General features: G+C 68.7%; 15 protein-coding genes, 2 pseudogenes and 1 CRISPR repeat array. Of the genes and pseudogenes, 7 read left to right on the top strand and 10 right to left on the bottom strand.

The genetic code is table 11. From position 1 onward, the window contains the following. Positions 1-93: 93 nt before the first annotated feature. The gene (gene pdxH, locus QFZ71_RS17445; protein WP_307669138.1) at positions 94-735 is read right to left on the bottom strand and encodes a pyridoxamine 5'-phosphate oxidase; all 642 of its coding nucleotides are present in this window, start codon (positions 733-735) and stop codon (positions 94-96) included. On the opposite strand from pdxH, the gene QFZ71_RS17440 reads away from it, so the two are divergent. From QFZ71_RS17440 to QFZ71_RS17430, 3 genes are all read left to right on the top strand, one after another. Further along, positions 734-892: a hypothetical protein gene (locus QFZ71_RS17440; protein WP_307669137.1), complete on the top strand. Its 159-nt coding sequence runs from the start codon at positions 734-736 to the stop codon at positions 890-892. The two genes, pdxH and QFZ71_RS17440, sit on opposite strands and share 2 nt — an antisense overlap. Before the next feature lie 375 nt (positions 893-1,267). Continuing rightward, positions 1,268-2,371 carry a citrate synthase 2 gene (locus QFZ71_RS17435; RefSeq protein ID WP_228989690.1) on the top strand — a complete coding sequence of 368 codons (1,104 nt, stop codon included), beginning with the start codon at positions 1,268-1,270 and terminating at the stop codon, positions 2,369-2,371. A gap of 138 nt (positions 2,372-2,509) precedes the next feature. Then, entirely contained in the window at positions 2,510-3,055 is a 546-nt protein-coding gene (locus QFZ71_RS17430; protein ID WP_307669136.1) for a VOC family protein, read from the top strand. Positions 3,056-3,066: 11 nt separating this feature from the next. Here the strand turns inward: QFZ71_RS17430 and QFZ71_RS17425 are convergent, their stop codons facing one another. After that, the gene (locus QFZ71_RS17425) at positions 3,067-3,756 is read right to left on the bottom strand and encodes a cyclopropane-fatty-acyl-phospholipid synthase family protein (protein ID WP_307669135.1); all 690 of its coding nucleotides are present in this window, start codon (positions 3,754-3,756) and stop codon (positions 3,067-3,069) included. Positions 3,757-4,042: 286 nt separating this feature from the next. Here QFZ71_RS17425 and QFZ71_RS17420 point away from each other — a divergent pair, with 286 nt between their 5' ends. Together QFZ71_RS17420 and QFZ71_RS17415 are read left to right on the top strand one after the other, a co-directional pair. Next, on the top strand, positions 4,043-4,693 hold the full coding sequence (locus tag QFZ71_RS17420) for a helix-turn-helix domain-containing protein (protein WP_307669134.1): 651 nt from the start codon (positions 4,043-4,045) through the stop codon (positions 4,691-4,693). Further along, on the top strand, positions 4,680-5,408 hold the full coding sequence (locus QFZ71_RS17415; protein WP_307669133.1) for a uridine kinase: 729 nt from the start codon (positions 4,680-4,682) through the stop codon (positions 5,406-5,408). The genes QFZ71_RS17420 and QFZ71_RS17415 overlap by 14 nt, the downstream gene beginning before the upstream one ends. A 145-nt stretch (positions 5,409-5,553) precedes the next feature. On the opposite strand, the gene QFZ71_RS17410 is transcribed toward QFZ71_RS17415, so the two are convergent. From QFZ71_RS17410 to QFZ71_RS17375, 8 genes and pseudogenes are all read right to left on the bottom strand, one after another. Beyond that, positions 5,554-6,855 carry an acyltransferase family protein gene (locus QFZ71_RS17410; RefSeq protein WP_373465125.1) on the bottom strand — a complete coding sequence of 434 codons (1,302 nt, stop codon included), beginning with the start codon at positions 6,853-6,855 and terminating at the stop codon, positions 5,554-5,556. Between the two features lie 500 nt (positions 6,856-7,355). Further along, a CRISPR array of direct repeats spans positions 7,356-7,993; the repeat unit is 28 nt; unit sequence GTGGTCCCCGCGCGTGCGGGGGTGGTCC. A gap of 193 nt (positions 7,994-8,186) precedes the next feature. Beyond that, positions 8,187-9,089 carry a hypothetical protein gene (locus QFZ71_RS17405; RefSeq protein WP_307669131.1) on the bottom strand — a complete coding sequence of 301 codons (903 nt, stop codon included), beginning with the start codon at positions 9,087-9,089 and terminating at the stop codon, positions 8,187-8,189. Positions 9,090-9,136: 47 nt separating this feature from the next. After that, positions 9,137-9,897, bottom strand: a pseudogene (locus tag QFZ71_RS17400) (transposase family protein). 413 nt (positions 9,898-10,310) lie between these two features. After that, entirely contained in the window at positions 10,311-11,579 is a 1,269-nt protein-coding gene (locus QFZ71_RS17395; protein ID WP_307671491.1) for a VanZ family protein, read from the bottom strand. A 166-nt stretch (positions 11,580-11,745) separates the two neighbouring features. Beyond that, the gene (locus tag QFZ71_RS17390) at positions 11,746-12,147 is read right to left on the bottom strand and encodes a hypothetical protein (RefSeq protein WP_307669130.1); all 402 of its coding nucleotides are present in this window, start codon (positions 12,145-12,147) and stop codon (positions 11,746-11,748) included. Positions 12,148-12,957: 810 nt separating this feature from the next. Then, positions 12,958-13,707, bottom strand: coding sequence for a transposase family protein (locus QFZ71_RS17385; RefSeq protein WP_307669129.1), 750 nt, complete (start codon positions 13,705-13,707; stop codon positions 12,958-12,960). Between the two features lie 138 nt (positions 13,708-13,845). After that, entirely contained in the window at positions 13,846-14,538 is a 693-nt protein-coding gene (locus QFZ71_RS17380; protein ID WP_307669128.1) for a transposase family protein, read from the bottom strand. A 322-nt stretch (positions 14,539-14,860) separates the two neighbouring features. Next, positions 14,861-15,689: pseudogene (locus tag QFZ71_RS17375) on the bottom strand (IS5 family transposase). Positions 15,690-16,116: 427 nt separating this feature from the next. On the opposite strand from QFZ71_RS17375, the gene QFZ71_RS17370 reads away from it, so the two are divergent. Both QFZ71_RS17370 and QFZ71_RS17365 read left to right on the top strand, forming a co-directional pair. Next, positions 16,117-16,713, top strand: a complete 597-nt coding sequence (locus tag QFZ71_RS17370; RefSeq protein ID WP_307669127.1) for a dihydrofolate reductase family protein — start codon at positions 16,117-16,119, stop codon at positions 16,711-16,713. 49 nt (positions 16,714-16,762) lie between these two features. Next, positions 16,763-17,167, top strand: a complete 405-nt coding sequence (locus tag QFZ71_RS17365; protein ID WP_307669126.1) for a nuclear transport factor 2 family protein — start codon at positions 16,763-16,765, stop codon at positions 17,165-17,167. Positions 17,168-17,414 lie beyond the last annotated feature (247 nt).

Genomic DNA, 17,414 nt, shown 5'->3' with positions numbered 1-17,414 from the left:
AACGCACGCGCCCCCGGAACACGGGACCCCCTCCCCCCGGCCGCCGTCGCGCACGCGGTCCCGCGGCCACGGAACGCCAGGCTCACGCGGCCCCTACGGGCAGAGCCGCTCCACCCGCCACGTACGCCCGTCCGGCCCGTCGCCCTCGCGTACGTACCGCAGCCGGTCGTGCAGCCGGTTCTCGTGCCCCTGCCAGAACTCGATCGTCTCCGGGACGACGCGGAAGCCGCCCCAGTGCGGCGGGACCGGCACCTTCTCGCCTTCCGGGTAGCGGGCGGCCAGTTCCTCGTACCGGTCGATCAGCTCCTCGCGGGAGCCGGCGACGGTGGACTGGGCACTGGCCCACGCGCCGAGCTGGGAGCCGTGCGGACGGGTACGGAAGTAGGCGGCGGTCTCCTCGCGCGAGGTGCGGGCGGCGGTGCCGGTGACGATGACCTGGCGGGCCATCGCGTGCCAGGGAAAGAGCAGCGAGACGTGATGGTTCGCCGCCAGTTCGCGGCCCTTGCGGGAGTCGTAGTTGGTGAAGAAGACGAAGCCCCGGTCGTCGTACTGCTTGAGGAGCACGGTGCGCGAGGACGGGCGGCCGTCCGGGGTGGCGGTGGAGACGACCATCGCGTTGGGCTCGTGCAGCACCCCGCCGACGGCGACCTGGCGGAACCAGCGGGCGAACTGCTCCATCGGATCGGCGGCGAGATCGCGCTCGGTGAAGTCCTCCGAGCGGTACTGCTCGCGCATGGCCGCCGGATCGGTGGTGGAATCGGTACGGGAGCCCCTCGCGGCGACGCGGGAGATCCCGGCCCCGGACTCGGCCCTGGCCTCTGCCCCGGTCCCGGTCCTGGCCCTGGCCCTGGCCCTGGCGGAAGGAGCCTGCTGGACGGCGTCGGCGGGGTGATCCGGTGCCGGCGCGTCACGATGACGATCCGATGCGGGTGCGGCGGGACGAGGGTGATCCGGTGCGGGCACAGCGTGATCCGGAGTCGGCACGGAGTGGTCTGGTCTGGGCACGGGACCATCCTGCCCCAGCGGCCCAGTGTTCCCGGCGGCCAGGGCCCATAACCGTGCGCCGCCGAAATGGGGTCCTGTGCCGGATGTCACGCTTCCCCGCTCCGTGGGAACCCGCCAATATCGTGGGGCAGACCCCTGTGGCCTTCGCACAACGGCCGCCCGGCCTTCCGCGGACACCACCGCTGCCGGCGCGTACACCACGGCCGCCGCCGAACCGGGTCTGCCGCCCGCCCGCCGCCCGCCGAACTGAGGGAGCCGCCTGATGTCCGATTTCGTACCCGGTCTTGAGGGAGTCGTCGCGTTCGAAACGGAGATCGCCGAACCGGACAAGGAAGGCGGTTCGCTCCGCTATCGCGGGGTGGACATCGAGGACCTGGTCGGTCACGTCTCCTTCGGCAACGTGTGGGGCCTGCTGGTGGACGGGGCGTTCGATCCGGGCCTGCCGCCCGCCGAACCGTTCCCGATCCCCGTGCACTCCGGTGACATCCGCGTGGACGTCCAGTCGGCGCTGGCGATGCTCGCGCCCGTCTGGGGCCTGAAGCCGCTGCTGGACATCGACGAGGCGACCGCCCGCGACGACCTGGCACGGGCGGCGGTCATGGCGCTGTCGTACGTCGCCCAGTCGGCGCGCGGCCAGGGTCTGCCGATGGTCCCGCAGAGCGAGATCGACAAGGCGCACTCGGTGGTCGAGCGCTTCATGATCCGCTGGCGCGGTGAGCCTGACCCGAAGCACGTGAAGGCGGTCGACGCGTACTGGACATCGGCGGCGGAGCACGGGATGAACGCCTCCACGTTCACGGCCCGCGTCATCGCCTCGACCGGTGCGGACGTCGCGGCGGCGCTGTCCGGCGCGGTCGGTGCGATGTCGGGTCCGCTGCACGGCGGGGCCCCGTCGCGGGTCCTCGGCATGATCGAGGAGATCGAGCGGACGGGCGACGCGACGGCGTACGTGAAGCAGGCCCTGGACCGGGGCGAGCGCCTGATGGGCTTCGGCCACCGTGTCTACCGTGCCGAGGACCCGCGCGCCCGCGTCCTGCGCCGCACCGCCCGCGAGCTGGCGGCCCCGCGCTTCGAGGTGGCGGAGGCGCTGGAGAAGGCGGCCCTGGAGGAGCTGCACAACCGCCGCCCGGACCGGGTGCTGGCGACGAACGTGGAGTTCTGGGCGGCGATCGTCCTGGACTTCGCGGAGGTCCCCGCGCACATGTTCACGTCGATGTTCACGTGTGCCCGTACGGCGGGCTGGTCGGCGCACATCCTGGAGCAGAAGCGCACGGGCCGCCTGGTGCGTCCCTCGGCGACGTACATCGGCCCGGGGACGCGGGACCCGCGTGAGATCAGCGGGTACGAGGACATCGTCGCGGGTTGAGGGGCCGGCGGGCGAGGGCGAGCCCGGTCGAGAAGTGCGGGTCTCGGTGAACGTGCCGGTACGGGGTAGACGTACCGGCACGTTTCCGACGCGCTCCCGGCGCGTTTCCGGCGCATTCCCGGCACGAGGAGGCCCATCATGACCACGCCCCGCCCGTCCCTGACCCTGTCCAGCACGGTGCTCGACGCCCCGGACGCGGCGGTGCTGGCGGACTTCTACCGCCGCCTCCTCGGGTGGGAGACCGTGCAGGACGAACCCGGCTGGGTGAAGCTGCTCCCGCCCGGCGGCGGCTCCGGCCTGGGCTTCCAGACCGCGCAGCCGTACGTGCCGCCGGTCTGGCCCGCCACCATGGGCGACCAACTGATGATGCTGCACCTGGACTTCGAGGTCTCCGACCTGGAGGCGGGCGTGGCCCACGCGGTCGCGGAGGGCGCGCGACCGGCGGAGTTCCAGCCGCAACACGACGTACGGGTGCTGTTCGATCCGGCGGGCCACCCGTTCTGCCTGTTCGTGAGCGACCGGGTGCCGGGCGAACCGCCCACGATCAGCCCGGAGTGGGTGGCGGAGCAGACGCGGGAGATCGCGGAGCAGGACCGGGTGACGATCCAGGACGCGGTGGCCCCGGACCCGGCGGACCGCCCGGCGGGCCCGGCCCGGCAGGCGGAGCCGGACACGGGGGCGTAGCGTCCGGGGGTTCAGACCTCGCGCTGGGGGCGGAGACGGCGGACGGCGATGACGTTGTCGGTGACGGTGGCCGTCTCGCCGCCGGGTCCGGTGGCGGTGCGCCGGGGCGCGTGGCAGCGCTCGGTGCGCCATCCGCCGTCGAGCCGGAGCGACGCGCGTACCTCGTCGGGGGTGGGGAACCGTACGTCCTCGTCGCCGTTCTGCCACGACCAGGGGGCGAGCGAGGCGTGCTCGACCAGGACGAGGAGACCACCGGGGGCGACGGCTTCGGCGGCGCGCCGGAGGACCTGATCACGAGGGATCTCCACAGGGGTGTGGAAGTAGCTGGCGGTGACCAGCTCGAAGACCCCCTCGGGGAAGGACCGGGCGAGGTCGTGCCGGTCGGGGTGGACGCGCTCGGTAAGCCCGGCCGCTGCGGCCCCGGCGGCGACCCGGCCGAGGGCGGTCGCGGAGACGTCGACGGCGGTGACGTCCCAGCCGCGCGCGGCGAGCCAGAGCGCGTCGCCGCCGTGCCCGCAGCCGAGGTCGAGCGCCCGACCGCCGCCGGTCGGCCCGGGGGCCAGGGCGGTGACGACCTCGGCCAGGACGGCGTTGGGACGGGTGCCCCCCTGCGGTTCGACGCCTGCGTAGTGGTTCTCCCAGAACGCGGCGGAGTCGGTGGTGCCGGTGGCGCCCTCGGTACGGGCGGTGTCGCTGCTCATGACGGTCCCCTTGTCGCTTTCGTGTGGCGGCGGGCGTGACCCCGGCTACGGCCCCGGCTCAGGCACCGGTTCCGGGTGCCGGTTCCGGGCTCCGTTCCCGGCCCGGCTCAGGGCCCGGCCCGGCTCGGCTCCCGGCGCCGGTTCCTGGCTCAGGTTCCGGCCCGGTCCCGGTCCCGGCTCCGGCTCCGGCTCCGGCTCCGCAGGGGACTTCCCGCCTTCCGGACGACCGTGCGCCGCGCCCGGCCGCTCTTGCAAGCTCCCATGCCGTTTCGGCAACCTGGGGCGCATGGGAGACGACGCGAACACAGGGGAGCAACCGAATCCGGACTTCGCCTCGCGGGACCGGGCCGATGTGCTCGCGGCGGTGGGCCCCCGTCTGCGCGAACTGCGGAGGCGGCACGGGATGACGCTGGCCGAGCTGGCGGAGCGGACCGGGATCAACGAGAGCACCCTGTCCCGCCTGGAAGGCGGCACGCGCAAGCCGACGCTGGAGCTGCTGCTGCCGCTGGCGGAGGTGCATGCGGTCCCGCTGGACGAGCTGGTGGGCGCACCCCGCACCGGGGACCCGCGCATCCACCTCCGCCCGGTGACGCGGGACGGGCTCACGTACGTACCGCTGAGCCGGCCGGGCGGGGTGCAGGCGCACAAACTGCTGATCCGGCCGAGTCCGGCGGGCACGGAACCTACGCTGCGGACCCACGAGGGCTTCGAGTGGCTGTACGTCCTGGCCGGACGGCTGCGGCTGATCCTGGGCGACCGGACGCTGGTGCTGAAGCCGGGTGAGGCGGCAGAGTTCGACACCCACGTCCCGCACTGGCTCGGCCCCGACGACGACCGGACGGTGGAACTCCTCGTCCTCTTCGGCCACCAGGGCGAACGGGCCCACCTGCGGGCCCGCCAGGAACCTCTGCGAGGATCGGCCGATGGGACCCTCTGACGCCGCCGTACGCCACTCGCCCTCGACCTGGCAACAGCCGTGCCCCGCCCCGGCGTCGGCCGAACGCAGCGCCCTGGTCGCGGCACTCGCCGAGCGCGTCCTGGCCCTCGGCGCGGGCCGCCTCCTCGTCGGCGTCGACGGTTTCACGGCGTCGGGGAAGACGAGCTTCGGGCACGAACTGGCCTCGCGCATAACGGAGTCGGGCCGACCGGTGTTCCGGGCCACGCTGGACGACTTCAAGAACCCGTGGAAGGACCGCCATCTGTACGACCGGGAGTCGGGGGCAGGCTACTACCGCAACGTGTACGACTACGACGCGGCCAGGCGCCTCCTCCTGGACCCGTTCCGCTCACCGGAGGCGGAGGCGTGCGCGCTGTGTTCGATCGACCCGCTGACGCAGCAGTCCCATGCGACGGAGACGACCCCGCTCACCCCGGACGCGGTCCTGATCGTGGACGGCGTATTCGCGTTCCGCCCGGAGATCGACGCGTACTGGGACTTCCGCATCTGGCTGGACGTGGACGCCGAACTCTCCGTACGCCGGGGTGCGGTACGCGACCGGAATTGGGCGGGCTCGGACGCGGAGTCGATCCACCGCGACCGCTACCTGGTGGCGGAACGGCTGTACCTGGCGGAGGTCGACCCGCTGCCGAGGATGGACGCGATCGTGGACAACACGGACTTCGCGCGCCCGCGGGTGGTGGAGCGGGGCTGACGGACGCGGCCCGCACGCTCGACCACGGGTGGCGGAGCGGGACTGACGAAGGCGGCCCGAACACCTCCCCCGCGCGCGCCCGCCGCCCGCCGCCCCTGCCGTCCCGCCGCCCCTGCCGTACGGGGCAGGGCCCCCCAACCACGGGTCAGGGCCCTCCCACCCCCGCTAGCTCGGCGCGCCCCCGCTCGGCGGACGCGTCGGACTCACGCCCCGCCGCGCTCGACTCACCACCTCCGCGGCCTCGTTCGTCGGCTTTCAGGGCGGCCGTGAGGTGGTGGCGGAAGCGCCGGCCGAGCTTGCGGTCGACGAAGCGTTCCAGCGCGGCGGCGAGCAGCATGCAGAGGGTCAGACCGAGGGCGATCGAGGAGAGCAGGCCGATTCCGGGGACGTTCTCCAGGATGCCGCGGGTGACGGGGACGCCGAGGCTCTGATGGACGAGGTAGAACGGGTAGGTCAGGGCGCCCGCGTAGACGAGGGGACGCCACCGCAGGCGACGGAGGGGTCCGGGACCGGCCAGGAGGAGCAGTCCGAGGCAGCCGGTGAGGACTGCCGCGCTGACGGCCCAACTGGTTCCGGGGTGGGCGACGACGCGGTCGTTGAGGACGGTGAGGGCGTAGCACCAGGCGAACCCGAGCAGCAGCCACAGCAGCAGGTTCGGCCCGTAGCGGTACATCAGGTACACCGCGATGCCGGCCACGAAGAGTCCGGCGTACTCACCGAGGAGGACGGCGTCGAGGACGGCGGAGTCCCGTTCGCGGCCCAGGGCGGCGAGGGTGAGCCAGAGGAACCCGAAGGCGATGACGCGCCGGTAGGTCAGTCCGATCAGCAGCAGGCCGCCCATGAGCAGGTAGAAGCGGGCTTCCACCCAGAGGGTCCAGGCCACGCCGGCGGTGAAGGGGACGCCGAGAGCGCTCGGGATCATCGTGAGGTTGGCGAGGGTCGTCCGCAGGTCCGTGGGGGCGCCCCACCGCTGACCGGCGAGCGTGGCGGCGATACCGACCGCGACGATGAGCAGGACCACGGCCCAGTAGACGGGGAAGAGCCGGGCGATGCGGGATACCGCGAACTGCGCCGGGGAACGGCCCCAGCATGACATGCAGATGACGAAGCCGCTGATCAGGAAGAACGCCTCGACCCCGAGCCAGCCGTAACCGCTGACGGGGTGGAGGGTGGGCGCGACGGCGTTCAGATCGTGGGCGGTGTCGGTGCCCCAGAAGTCACGCGTCGGGGTGCCCACGAAGTGGTAGGCGGCCACGGCTATCGCCGCCAGCAGCCGCAGACCGTCGATGGCGGCCAGCCGCCCGTCGCCGTACGGGCCGCAGGGCCGCGCCTCTCTCGCCCGCCGCGTCCATCGCGCCCATCGCGCCCATCGCGCCCATCTTGACCATGGCCGAACCTTCCTGGCTGTACGAGGCGGGCGGGGGACGGTTGCGACGGGCGCGGGCATGCGTGGTTGCTCCTGTGCCGAACACGGGGACGGCCGACCGGGAGGGGCGCGCAGGGAAGCGCTGACCGTCGGCCGCACGATGACTGCGCCTTGGCCCCAACCCCCGGCTGATGGGCGGCCGAAGTTGACGCGTCGAAGTCTCGCCGCACACCGGCCACGCGGTCGTCCCCCAGGAAGCCGAACCGAAAGCTGCCCGAAAGTGCCACAGGGCAGCGGCCCGAGCCCATCGGAAGTGCTACCGGTCGGGGTCCACCTTCGGACCGAGCAGCACGATGGGGAGCTGACCTCAGGGACCGGAACAGCCGGGATTGCGGTCGCCGTAGGGGGACAACAGGATGGGTGGATCTGGGCCCCTCGCGCGCCAACAGGAAGGCAGAATGGGGATCTGCTGAGCCACTTCCTCGAAGATGACCACTTGAAACAGAAGATCACATATGTCCGGTTCTCAAGAAGTAAGCAAAAACAGCCTCTCCGCCCGATAGACCCGCAGGTCACGAAGGGTGGTCCCCGCGCGTGCGGGGGTGGTCCGCTTGTCCAGGTTCATAGTTGGCCCCCTTTCGGGTGGTCCCCGCGCGTGCGGGGGTGGTCCGTCGACCCGGGGTTCGTTTTTGTACTGGGCGACGTGGTCCCCGCGCGTGCGGGGGTGGTCCGGTGGACCTGGCCTCCATCGCCGAGCGCGAGAAGTGGTCCCCGCGCGTGCGGGGGTGGTCCGAGCGTCTATCCGGGGGTGCCGCGCGCCTACCAGTGGTCCCCGCGCGTGCGGGGGTGGTCCGGAGTCGGCGGAGGCCGCAGCCGCGAAGGGTGAGTGGTCCCCGCGCGTGCGGGGGTGGTCCGATGTCGCGCAACGCGCGGTCCAGGACGACCTGGTGGTCCCCGCGCGTGCGGGGGTGGTCCGGAGATTCATGAGCACCACCACGCACTGCACCGGTGGTCCCCGCGCGTGCGGGGGTGGTCCGTCTACGACGTGACGGAGTCGGACGACGGGCACGTGGTCCCCGCGCGTGCGGGGGTGGTCCCCCGACCGCCGGCCCCGTCGAGCTGCGCCCCGTGTAATCCCCGCGCACGCGGGGGTGGTCCCCTCTCCGCCGACCACGCGCAGAGAAGCTGACAGTCGTCCCCGCGCACGCGGGGGCCTTCCCTCGTCCGGCTCCGCTGGGCTACGGGCTGGGGCAGCCGCTCACGTTGCGGGCCGTACTCGGCCATCGGCCGGTACGGCCCGGCGAAATCAGGTTCAACGTGCGCCAGTTGCACGTACGCCGGGCGACACGGCCCGTCGGGTCACGCACGACCTCGAGGGTGCGCCCGCGAACCGATCACCCCCGGCACCCGCCCTAGACGGGCTCGGTGCACATGACGTAGAGGTCGATGTGGGAACTCTGCAGGTTGTCACTTCCCTGGGCCCACCAGCCGTCGCGGGAGCCGGTTTCGGACGCCTTGGCGGGGCGGCTGGAGATGAGGCTGGCGGCAGGCCCGTTGGCCGACGCGCCTCCACCGGCGACGACGGTCCCGGCGGGGCAGGTGAGCAGGCCGCCGTAGGGGCTTTCGGAGGCGGCGTTGAAGCGGGTGACGGTCAGGGCGTGGACGGGGTCGGTGCAGACCGCGTGGACCACGGCGGTGGTCGTGTCCCATCCGGCGGTACCGAGTGCCCACTGCGTGGGCTGGGAGGTGCCACTGACCGGAGTGGGGTACGACTTGCTCAGCCAGGAGTCGGCCCCGATGGCCTCGCCGCCTCCGCCCAGGGCGACCTTTCCGGCCGGACACGACAACGTGGTCAGCTTGCCGTAGGGGGACGGCGTGACGGGATTCCGAACGATCCGATAGCCGCTGAGCGGGTAGGCGCAGACGGCATAGGTCGTCAGGGTCATGCCGGGGGAGACGAACTTCACGGCGGACGCCCTCCAGCCGACGGGCTGACCGCTCTCCATCAGCGGGGCGCTGCTGACGAGTTGGATGTCGTGGCCCCAAGGGGTGTGGCCGAAGTCGGCCTCGGCGCCTCCGCCGATCGGGACCTTGCGCTGCGGACAGCGGACACTCTGGGTCTGCAGGTCGCCGACCCCACCGCCCTCCTTGACGATCTCGACGCCGTAGATGCGCGACGCCGCGGCGGCGGCACCGTCCGCAGGTGTCGCCGCTTGCGAGACCGGCGCCCCCGGGCCAGCCGAAGCCATCAGCGCCCCGGCCACCACCCCCAGAGCGACGGCAACGAACCTGATCTTCTTCGTCAGCATGCGCATGAACCCTCTCTCACCGAACACACCCGGATAGCGGTGAGTGAGCTTCTTCAGCGTTGCCGCTCCGGTGTGAGGATGGCCTTGGCGATTGACGTCATGCGGTTGGGGCTGCATCGGGACCTGCGGAAGATCCGCCAGGACTTCAACCTCGCGACGCCGCGTTCGACGGGCGCTCGTGCTGCGGCCAGTGCTTGATTGAGGGTCTTTTCGGTGGGGGTGAGTTCCTGCAGGGGCCGGCGTTTGATGCCGGTGGTCAGCCACGGGCCGGCGCCCTGGTAGGCGAGATCGGCCAGGATGGGAACGCCCTGGCGCTCGCAGATCCGGATGATCCGGTGGGTGCGGGCCGCGGTCAGGTCATGGGCGCGGTCCGGCAGGGCGGGCGAGAGCCACAGCAGCCGGCCGCCGGGGTCGGTGACGACCTGCACGTTCACACCATGGCCACACCATGGCGCCGGTGTTTGTGGGAGTGGTCGGCCCGGCCGTCGCCGACCCGGTCGCACTCGGCGAGGGTACCGTCGAGCAGGACGAAGTCGGGTTCGTGCTCGCGCAGCGTCTTCAGCAGGCCCGGTGCACGGGCGGCGAGCAGGTCGACGACCGCGCTGGTGTATGCGTGGGCGGTGGACTCGCTGATCCCGAACCCGGCGGCGATCTTCGCGAGAGTGGTGTGTTCGCGCAGGTACACCAGTGCCACCATCGCGCGCTGGGACGGACGGAGCTTGCAGCGCCGGTCGCCCTCACGGGTGACGATCAGCATGGTGACCCACTCCACGAGTGCATGCGGCAGGTCAAGTGCGGCAGGATGGACGACCAACGAGGCCCCCGAGCAACGTGATGGAGACGTCAGACATCTCGATCAACAGCCCGGGGGCCTCGCTCGTTGCACTTCACGGCCCATCACCCGATCGGGGACCAACTCGAAGAGGCTCACTGAGCGTTACAAGGAGCGCCATCACCTGAGCTGCCGTAATCAGACCGTGCCAGTTAGCGGCCGATGCTCGGCCAGCCACCCCGCAAGTAACGGCGTCAGGCCGAACGGGCGGCCCTCGGCGCCCCCAACTCGCGCTCCTGGCAACGGGCTTTCCCGCTCGAAGGCCGCCCCCAGGTCATCAAAATGATCGTCGGTGTTCGATAGTCACGTCGTCAACCTGATGGCCCACTCACCCACGGAACTCTTCCCGAGTGCTTTGCGAACCTTCAGCCGTGGCCATTCCGCATCGCACTCCTTCAGTTAGGAATTTCTCCGTAGTTGACGTCTATAACCGTTCCTGTATTTGCATGGATCATTACCGACGCCACTTGCTGGCCAACAGGGACTTCTTCCGCAGTGGACTCTACAGGCGGGAGCATGAAATTGACTGCCCAGCGCGTCTCCCAGCCTCCCGCCTCGTTCTTTTGTACAAGTATTTCCGAACTATCAAATTTTCCGCTTGGCACCTTCTCCGTGGCAATTTTCCTAGCCTGTGCAGCTGTTAGGACATGAGCTGGAGGTGTCGCTGGGCCAGGTTCATTTCGGCCCGTAAAAGCAGAAATCCGTCCGTCCGGTTCAACTACGACGTCCATCCGCATAGGCATGAGGACACCCTCTACTCGCTTTCGCCACCCAACAGTTTTTTGTCCAGTTCCTGGCGCTGTCGGGTCTACCATCGGCTGACTCCCTGCGAGAGCCCAGGGGAACCTACCTCGAACGAATGATTCGGCCTGTTGAATCGCATCATCGTCTGATTTCAGCCGCTGATTCTCTACGCCTGGCAGTGACTTCGCGAGTGTGGATCCTGTGACAAAATTCCCGGATTCTGTGAAATTCAGGAACCCGTCCTCCAGAGTAACAAGGGTTTGATCCGCCTGGCCCCCTTCTCCCTTCATGTGCTGAATGCTGGAGATCTTGGCCCTCTCTCCATAGATTTCATTAACCATCTTTCTGGCTTTCTCCTGCTGTGTAGAGCTGGCTTGCGTCAATTCCGATACCTCGGTGAGGACCGTAGTGACTGCGATAGATCCGATGATCAGCGCTACTACGGCGCCTCCCAGGAGAGTTACGGCCGCCCGAGAGAAATCTTGCTTGTTGAAGATCTTGAAGCGCGCGTCATCAGATCCTCTCCCCTTGTGTACAAGGGCGGCTACAGCCGCACCGATTACGGCTCCCAGGCTGTTGGCCACGAGATCCTCGGAGGTGCAGGAGCGACCGATGTGCGGAGTGACTGCTTGAGTAAGTTCAGTGGCCGCCGAGAGCACAATGCAACTTGCGGAAATGAGGGCAGGTCGGCGGAACAGGGCGACGGCAAAGAAGGCGAGCGGAATGTACATCGCAATGTTCATCAAGCCCTGCTGAGTCAACAGCGGCGTGAACGGGTCTCGGTTGACCCAGCAAGTTCCTGACGCACCTGCGGAAGCGTGAATCGGATACAGCGTGGCAACAAGTTCTCCTGCAACAGCCCACCCGAGAAGCACTGACAGAGGCCGTGACAAGCCCCGCCTCCGAGCAACATAAAGCATCAAGCAGCTCAGAAAAATACCGAAGACAAGAAATGCGGGAACCAGCCATGGGTTCCCTTGGAAAATCGCGCTGATCACAGGGGCCTCGGTGAAGCATAGAAGAAGAAAGAATAGGACAGACCTGCGGGCCGCGCCTACATAGGAGCGGCCCGCAGATGGTGATACGTCAGCAGCCGGTAACCGGCGGAGTCTGGAAGGTCTGCTGGCCGGTAACCTGCATCATGCCGACCGCGGACTTGCAGGTGCTGTGCACGTAAGCGTTAGTCCAAGTAGAGCGCTTCGTGGTGCCGGCCGACTGGTTGAAGTAGCCTGCCCAATGGTTGGATCCGGAGTAGGAGTAGCCGAACCTGGCATTAATCGAGGATCCTGAATCCTTCCTGTACGAGACGACCACGTTCAGTCGGTTCTCAACGGTGGAAGCTTGCGAAAGAAATATGCTCAGTCGGCCGCTGCTAAGCGTTGTGCACGACTCGACGTAGCCGCAGTTCCCCGCGGCAACCGCCGGCGATGCCCCCACGCCGAGCGCAAGAACACTACCCATTGCCACAACCGCCGCCATCTTCTTCACGTTTTCCCCTTTTTCGTCATGGAATCATCACTTGCTTTGCGTAGTGAAACTACCCCGTCGCATTGCGTTCCTGCTAGGGGTGCCAGCAATTGCGCTGATCTACTCTAAATATGACGAATGCGATATTTTGCTCTCAGTCGGACAAGTTACACATAGTGGGTAACATGACTGCGGGGAATCTACACAACTCTCCCCTTTGGTGCGTCGAGAAAGTCGCATATCTGATCACCATTGACCTGTGGCTACTTCGTTGCAGAAAGGGTTTCTGCCAAAGTTGTCTCCTTTTCGCCCTCTCTGCATGCGCGCTGTTCCAATTCACTTCGCTGCCCGGCGCGTCCGTGGCCTTGGTCCTTCGTGACGGTCCGCCGGCTTCTTCGGTGAGCCGTTTCGGTGTTCGGGCTGGTGGCGGTCAGGTGATGGCCCGGCTGTGGCGTCGAGTGAGCGCCGGTTTCCACGGCTCCGGTGGAATGCTGCCGCTCTCATGGGCTGGAGCGTGTGGGCCAGTCGAGGTTCGGAGAGCTTCGAGTCGTGCCAGTGGCCGGTGAGGCACCGCAACTGGGTGCCGTGGTGGGGCCGTTCTTCGCGGACCTCCAGGTAGTTCACGACCTGTTATGCGACAGGACCGGCAGGCGCACGGCTGCGGCACTGAGTCAATCGCGACCGTGGTGATAGCGCAGAGCGTCGAGACCTCGGCAAACGTCGCGGAGCCAGCCAGGGCATCGATGCCTGTGAGAGATCAGGGATACACCCCTGCGTTGAACATGCCTCACTTGCCTGACTAGCACTTGTGCCGCCGACCAGTGAGCATTTTCAGCGTTGACGCTCCAGGGTGAGGACGGCTGCGGCAATGGCGGTCATGCGGTTGGGGCTGCAGCGGGCTTTGCGGAAGATGTGCCAGGACTTCAGCCTTGCGACGCTTCGTTCGACCGGTGCTCGCGCCGCTGACAGGGCCCGGTTGATCGTCTGCTGGGTCGTGGTGAGGTCCCGGTTCGGGGGACGTCTGATCGGTGTGGTCACCCAGGGGCCGGCCCCGATGTAGGCGCGGTCTGCGAGGACGGGGACGCCCTGGCGTTCGCAGTTCCGGATGATGCGGTGGGTGCGGGCGGCGGTCAGGTCGTGGGTGCGGCCGGGCAGCGCGGGAGAGATCCACAGCAGCTTGCCGGTGGGATCGGCCACGACCTGCACGTTCACGCCGTGACGGCGGTGCTTCTGGGAGAAATCGGCCCGGCTGTCGCCGACCCGGTCGCATTCGGCGAGTGTCCCGTCGAGCAGGACGTAGTCCGGATCGGCCTCATGCAGGACCCGCAGGAGGCCCGGCGCCCGGCCGGACAGGTGCTGGACGACCGCCTGGACGTAAGCGTGGGCAGTGCCGACGGATATGCCGAAGCCGGCGGCGATCTGCGCGATCTTGTCATGCCGGCGAAGGTAGACCAGGCCGACGAGGGCCCGCTGGTGGGGCGGCAGCTTGCAGCGGCGGTCACCCTCACGGGTGACGATGAGCATGGATACCCACTCGACCAGAGCATGAGGCAGGTCGAGTGCGGCAGAATAGGGGACCAACAGGGCTCCTGTGCCGATGGGTTGAGACTTCGAACACCTCCTCCAACGGCCCGGGAGCCCTGTGCGTTGCGGTCCTCACCCTGGCTCGGTCTGGGTCACTCGATCAGTGGCCACTCTGAAAGAGCTCAGTGAGCGTTTTCAGCTTTGCCTCTCCAGGGTGAGGACGACCTTGGTGATTGACGTCATGCGGTTGGGGCTCATCCGGGATCGTCGGAAGATGCGCCATGACTTCAGTCGTGCCATGCCCCGTTCAACGGGCGCCCGGGATGTGGCCAGCGCTCGGTTGACCGTCTGCTGTGTCGGAGACAGTCGTCCGCCGGGCGGCCGTCTGTGCCCGGTGGTGACCCAGAGGCCGGCGCCCTGGTAGGCACGGTCAGCCAGTACGGGGACGCCTTGGCGTTCGCAGATCCGGATGATTCGGTGGGTGCGGGCCGCGGTGAGGTCGTGGCACCGGCCAGGCAAGGCTGGGGAGATCCACAACACCTGCCCGAACGGGTCGGTCACGACCTGCACGTTCACGCCGTGGCGGCGGTGCTTGTGCGAGTAGTCGGCCCGGCCGTCGCCCACGCGGTCGCACTCGGCGAGGGTCCCGTCGAGCAGGACGTACTCCGGTTCATGCTCGCGCAGGACCTTGAGCAGGCCAGGCGCCTGGGCAGCCAGGAGGTCGATCACCGCGGCGGTGTAGGCGTGGGTGGTGCCCACCGAGATCCCGAAGCCGGCGGCTATCTGGGCCAAGGTGTCGTGCTTGCGCAGGTACACCAGAGCGACGAGCGCGCGTTGGTGCGGCGGCAGCTTGCAGCGGCGGTCACCCTCGCGGGTGACGATGAGCATGGTTACCCACTCGACCAGCGCATGAGGCAGGTCGAGTGCGGCAGGATAGGGAACCGACGAGGCACCTGTGCTGATGAGTTGAGACTTTGAACATCTTCCTCAACGGCACAGGTGCCTCGTGCGTTGTGCCCTTCACGCCGTCACCCCCATAGGTGACCACCCTGAAAACGCTCAGTGATTTTGCTTGACAACCCTAGATAACCATCGGAGTCAGGCGCCCCTCGGCGGTCGGCGGCCTGAGGCGAAGGGATCATCTGATCAGGCGGTCGCTATTTCGCCACCGAACGGAATATGCCCCGCCCCTCGTGTCCGGTAACAGCGGCTAACACAATGAGTTGATCTGTCGGTGGGTGATGAGGCAGCGGGCGAGTTTGAGGAAGGCTTCGTGGATGTCGGCTCTCCGTTCCCAGCGGATGCGGAGGCGTTTGAAGCCGTGGAGCCAGGCGGAGCTGCGTTCGACGGCCCAGCGGCAGGTTCCCAGTCCGGTGCCGTGGAGAGTGCCGCGACGGGCGATGGCCGGGACGATGCGGCGTTGGCGGACCTGTTCGCGGTAGATGTCGTGGTCGTACCCGCGCTCGGCGAAGACTGAGTCCGGCTTGCGTCGAGGGTGTCCGAGTCGGCCTCTGACGGGTGGGATGGCGTCGAGCAGGGGCATGAGCTGGGTGACGTCGTTGCGGTTGCCGCCGGTGAGGATCACGGCGGGCGGTGTGCCGTTCCCGTCGGTGATCAGGTGGTGTTTCGATCCGGTTCGGCCACGGTCGACCGGACCCGGTCCCGTGTGGCTCCCCCTTTTACGGCCCGCACGTGACTGGAGTCGACCACGGCACGCGACCGGTCGAGGCGGGCCGCCGCGTTGAGTTCGGCCAGCAGTACTTCGTGCAGCTGCTGCCAGACGCCGGCCTCGTTCCAGTCCCGCAACCTCCGCCAGCACGTCATGCCCGACCCGAAGCCCAACTCCTTGGGCAGGTACTCCCACTGGATGCCGGTGTGCAACACGAAGAGGATGCCGCACAGCACCTGCCGGTCCGGCAGCGGCTTCCGTCCAGGGTGCCGAAACCGGCGTTCCCTGCACGGAAGCAACGGCTCTATCCGCTTCCACAGGTCATCCGACACGATCCACGGCGAAGCCCCCATACCCGCCCAACGCTCAACTCCTGACGCGGACACGGCCAAGAGGACCGAACCACCTCATTGTGTTAGCCGCTGTAAGCACTGGGGCGAAGGGCCGGACACGAGGGGCGGGTGGTCCCTGCCCGACCCGGATCAGCTGCGAACCCGCGGCCCCCTCAGCGCCCTTCCGCAACACCGGCTCCGGGCTCCCCCTCCCGGCCGCTCACGGTCGGCCCTCTGCTCGGCTTCACCCGTAATCCGGGCCCCTGCCACCGCACGGTCGGAAGGAACCCACACACAATGATGGGGAACCCACACGTAACGGGGGAAATCCGCATGTAACGGTGGGAATCCGCACGGGATGGTAGGAGGGAGGCGGGCAGTGGAAGCGGGGGCGCCGCGACCGATGAAAGCCGCTCCCGCGAGCGGTCCACTCCCTGGCAGCACACACATGGACAGGAGCAGCACATGGGTCAGCTGGCCGTGGTCGACTTCGTTTCGCTCGACGGCGTCATGCAGTCGGTCCTCTCCGCCGACGAGGACCGGGACGGAGGCTTCGCTCAGGGCGGCTGGGTGCTGCCGTACGTCGATCCGATGGTCGAGCGGTTCATGAGCGACGCCACCACCGGCGCCGGAGCCCTGCTCCTGGGGCGCAGGACGTACGAGATCTTCGCCGCCACCTGGCCGTACGCCGACCGGAGCGACCCGGCGGTGGCCACGATGAACGCGATGCCCAAGTACGTGGCGTCCCGCACGCTCGGGAACGAGGGCCTGAGCTGGGCGAACACTTCCCTCCTCGGCGCCGACCTGCCGGCGGAGGTCCGCCGGATCAAGGCCGCTTCCGCGCGCGAGACGGTGGTGCTGGGCAGCGGCGAGCTGCTCGCTTCGCTGATCGAGCACGATCTCGTCGACGAGTACCGGCTCCTCGTCTTCCCTCTCCTCCTGGGCAGCGGCAAGCGGCTCTTCCCCGAAGGCGAAGGCCCCCGCCGCCTGACGCTCACCGGCACGCGGACGACACCGTCCGGCGTGCTGATCACCACCTACCACCGCCCCGGGAAAAGGTGACTCCACCCGCTGCCGGTGTGCGCCCGCTCCCATCGGCGATCATGAACAGATGAGTCAGGACACCACGGACGTGAACGCCGCCATCCAGGGTGAGCTGCGGCTCCTCGACCCCGCCGTGCGGCTCTCCCGGTCGGCCGCCGAGGCGCTCCTCGACCCGGAGTTCGTCGAGGTAGGGGCTTCCGGGAGACGGTGGACGTACGAGGAGATGCTCGCCGCGCTCCCCGGTCTGGACGGCGGGGACGTGAACGGGCCGCGCTTCGAGCCCTCCGGGATGACCGGGGTGGTGCTGGCGCCGGGGCTGGTGCACCTCACGTACGCGTGCGTCATCGACGGGGCGCGTTCCCGGCGGAGTTCACTGTGGCGCCGACGGGAGGGGGACGGTTCCTGGCGGATGTACTACCACCAGGGGACGCCCGTCCGGGAGACCGGGCATACGGCCGCCGAGAACGTGTAACACCCCGCCCGGCCCCGGTTCGGCCCGCGCCCCGCACCCACTCTCCGCAACGTGCGCAAGGTCTCACGAGAGGATTCACAGAGGCACGGCGTGTTGCTCAGATTGCAGATGTGATGATGTGCCGCATGTCTGACGACGAGAGCCGGGCCGGCGCACAACCAGGCACCGGCGTACCGAGGTCGCGCCTTGCGGAGTACGCCGAAATGGCGCCTACGCAGGGGAAGTCCGGCGCTTCGGAGAGGTCGGC

The sequence above is a fragment of the Streptomyces sp. V2I9 genome (genome assembly GCF_030817475.1).
Taxonomy (GTDB): Bacteria; Actinomycetota; Actinomycetes; order Streptomycetales; family Streptomycetaceae; genus Streptomyces.
The sequence above is the reverse complement of the archived record's forward strand: the minus strand, read 5'-3'. Positions and strand labels throughout refer to the sequence as shown.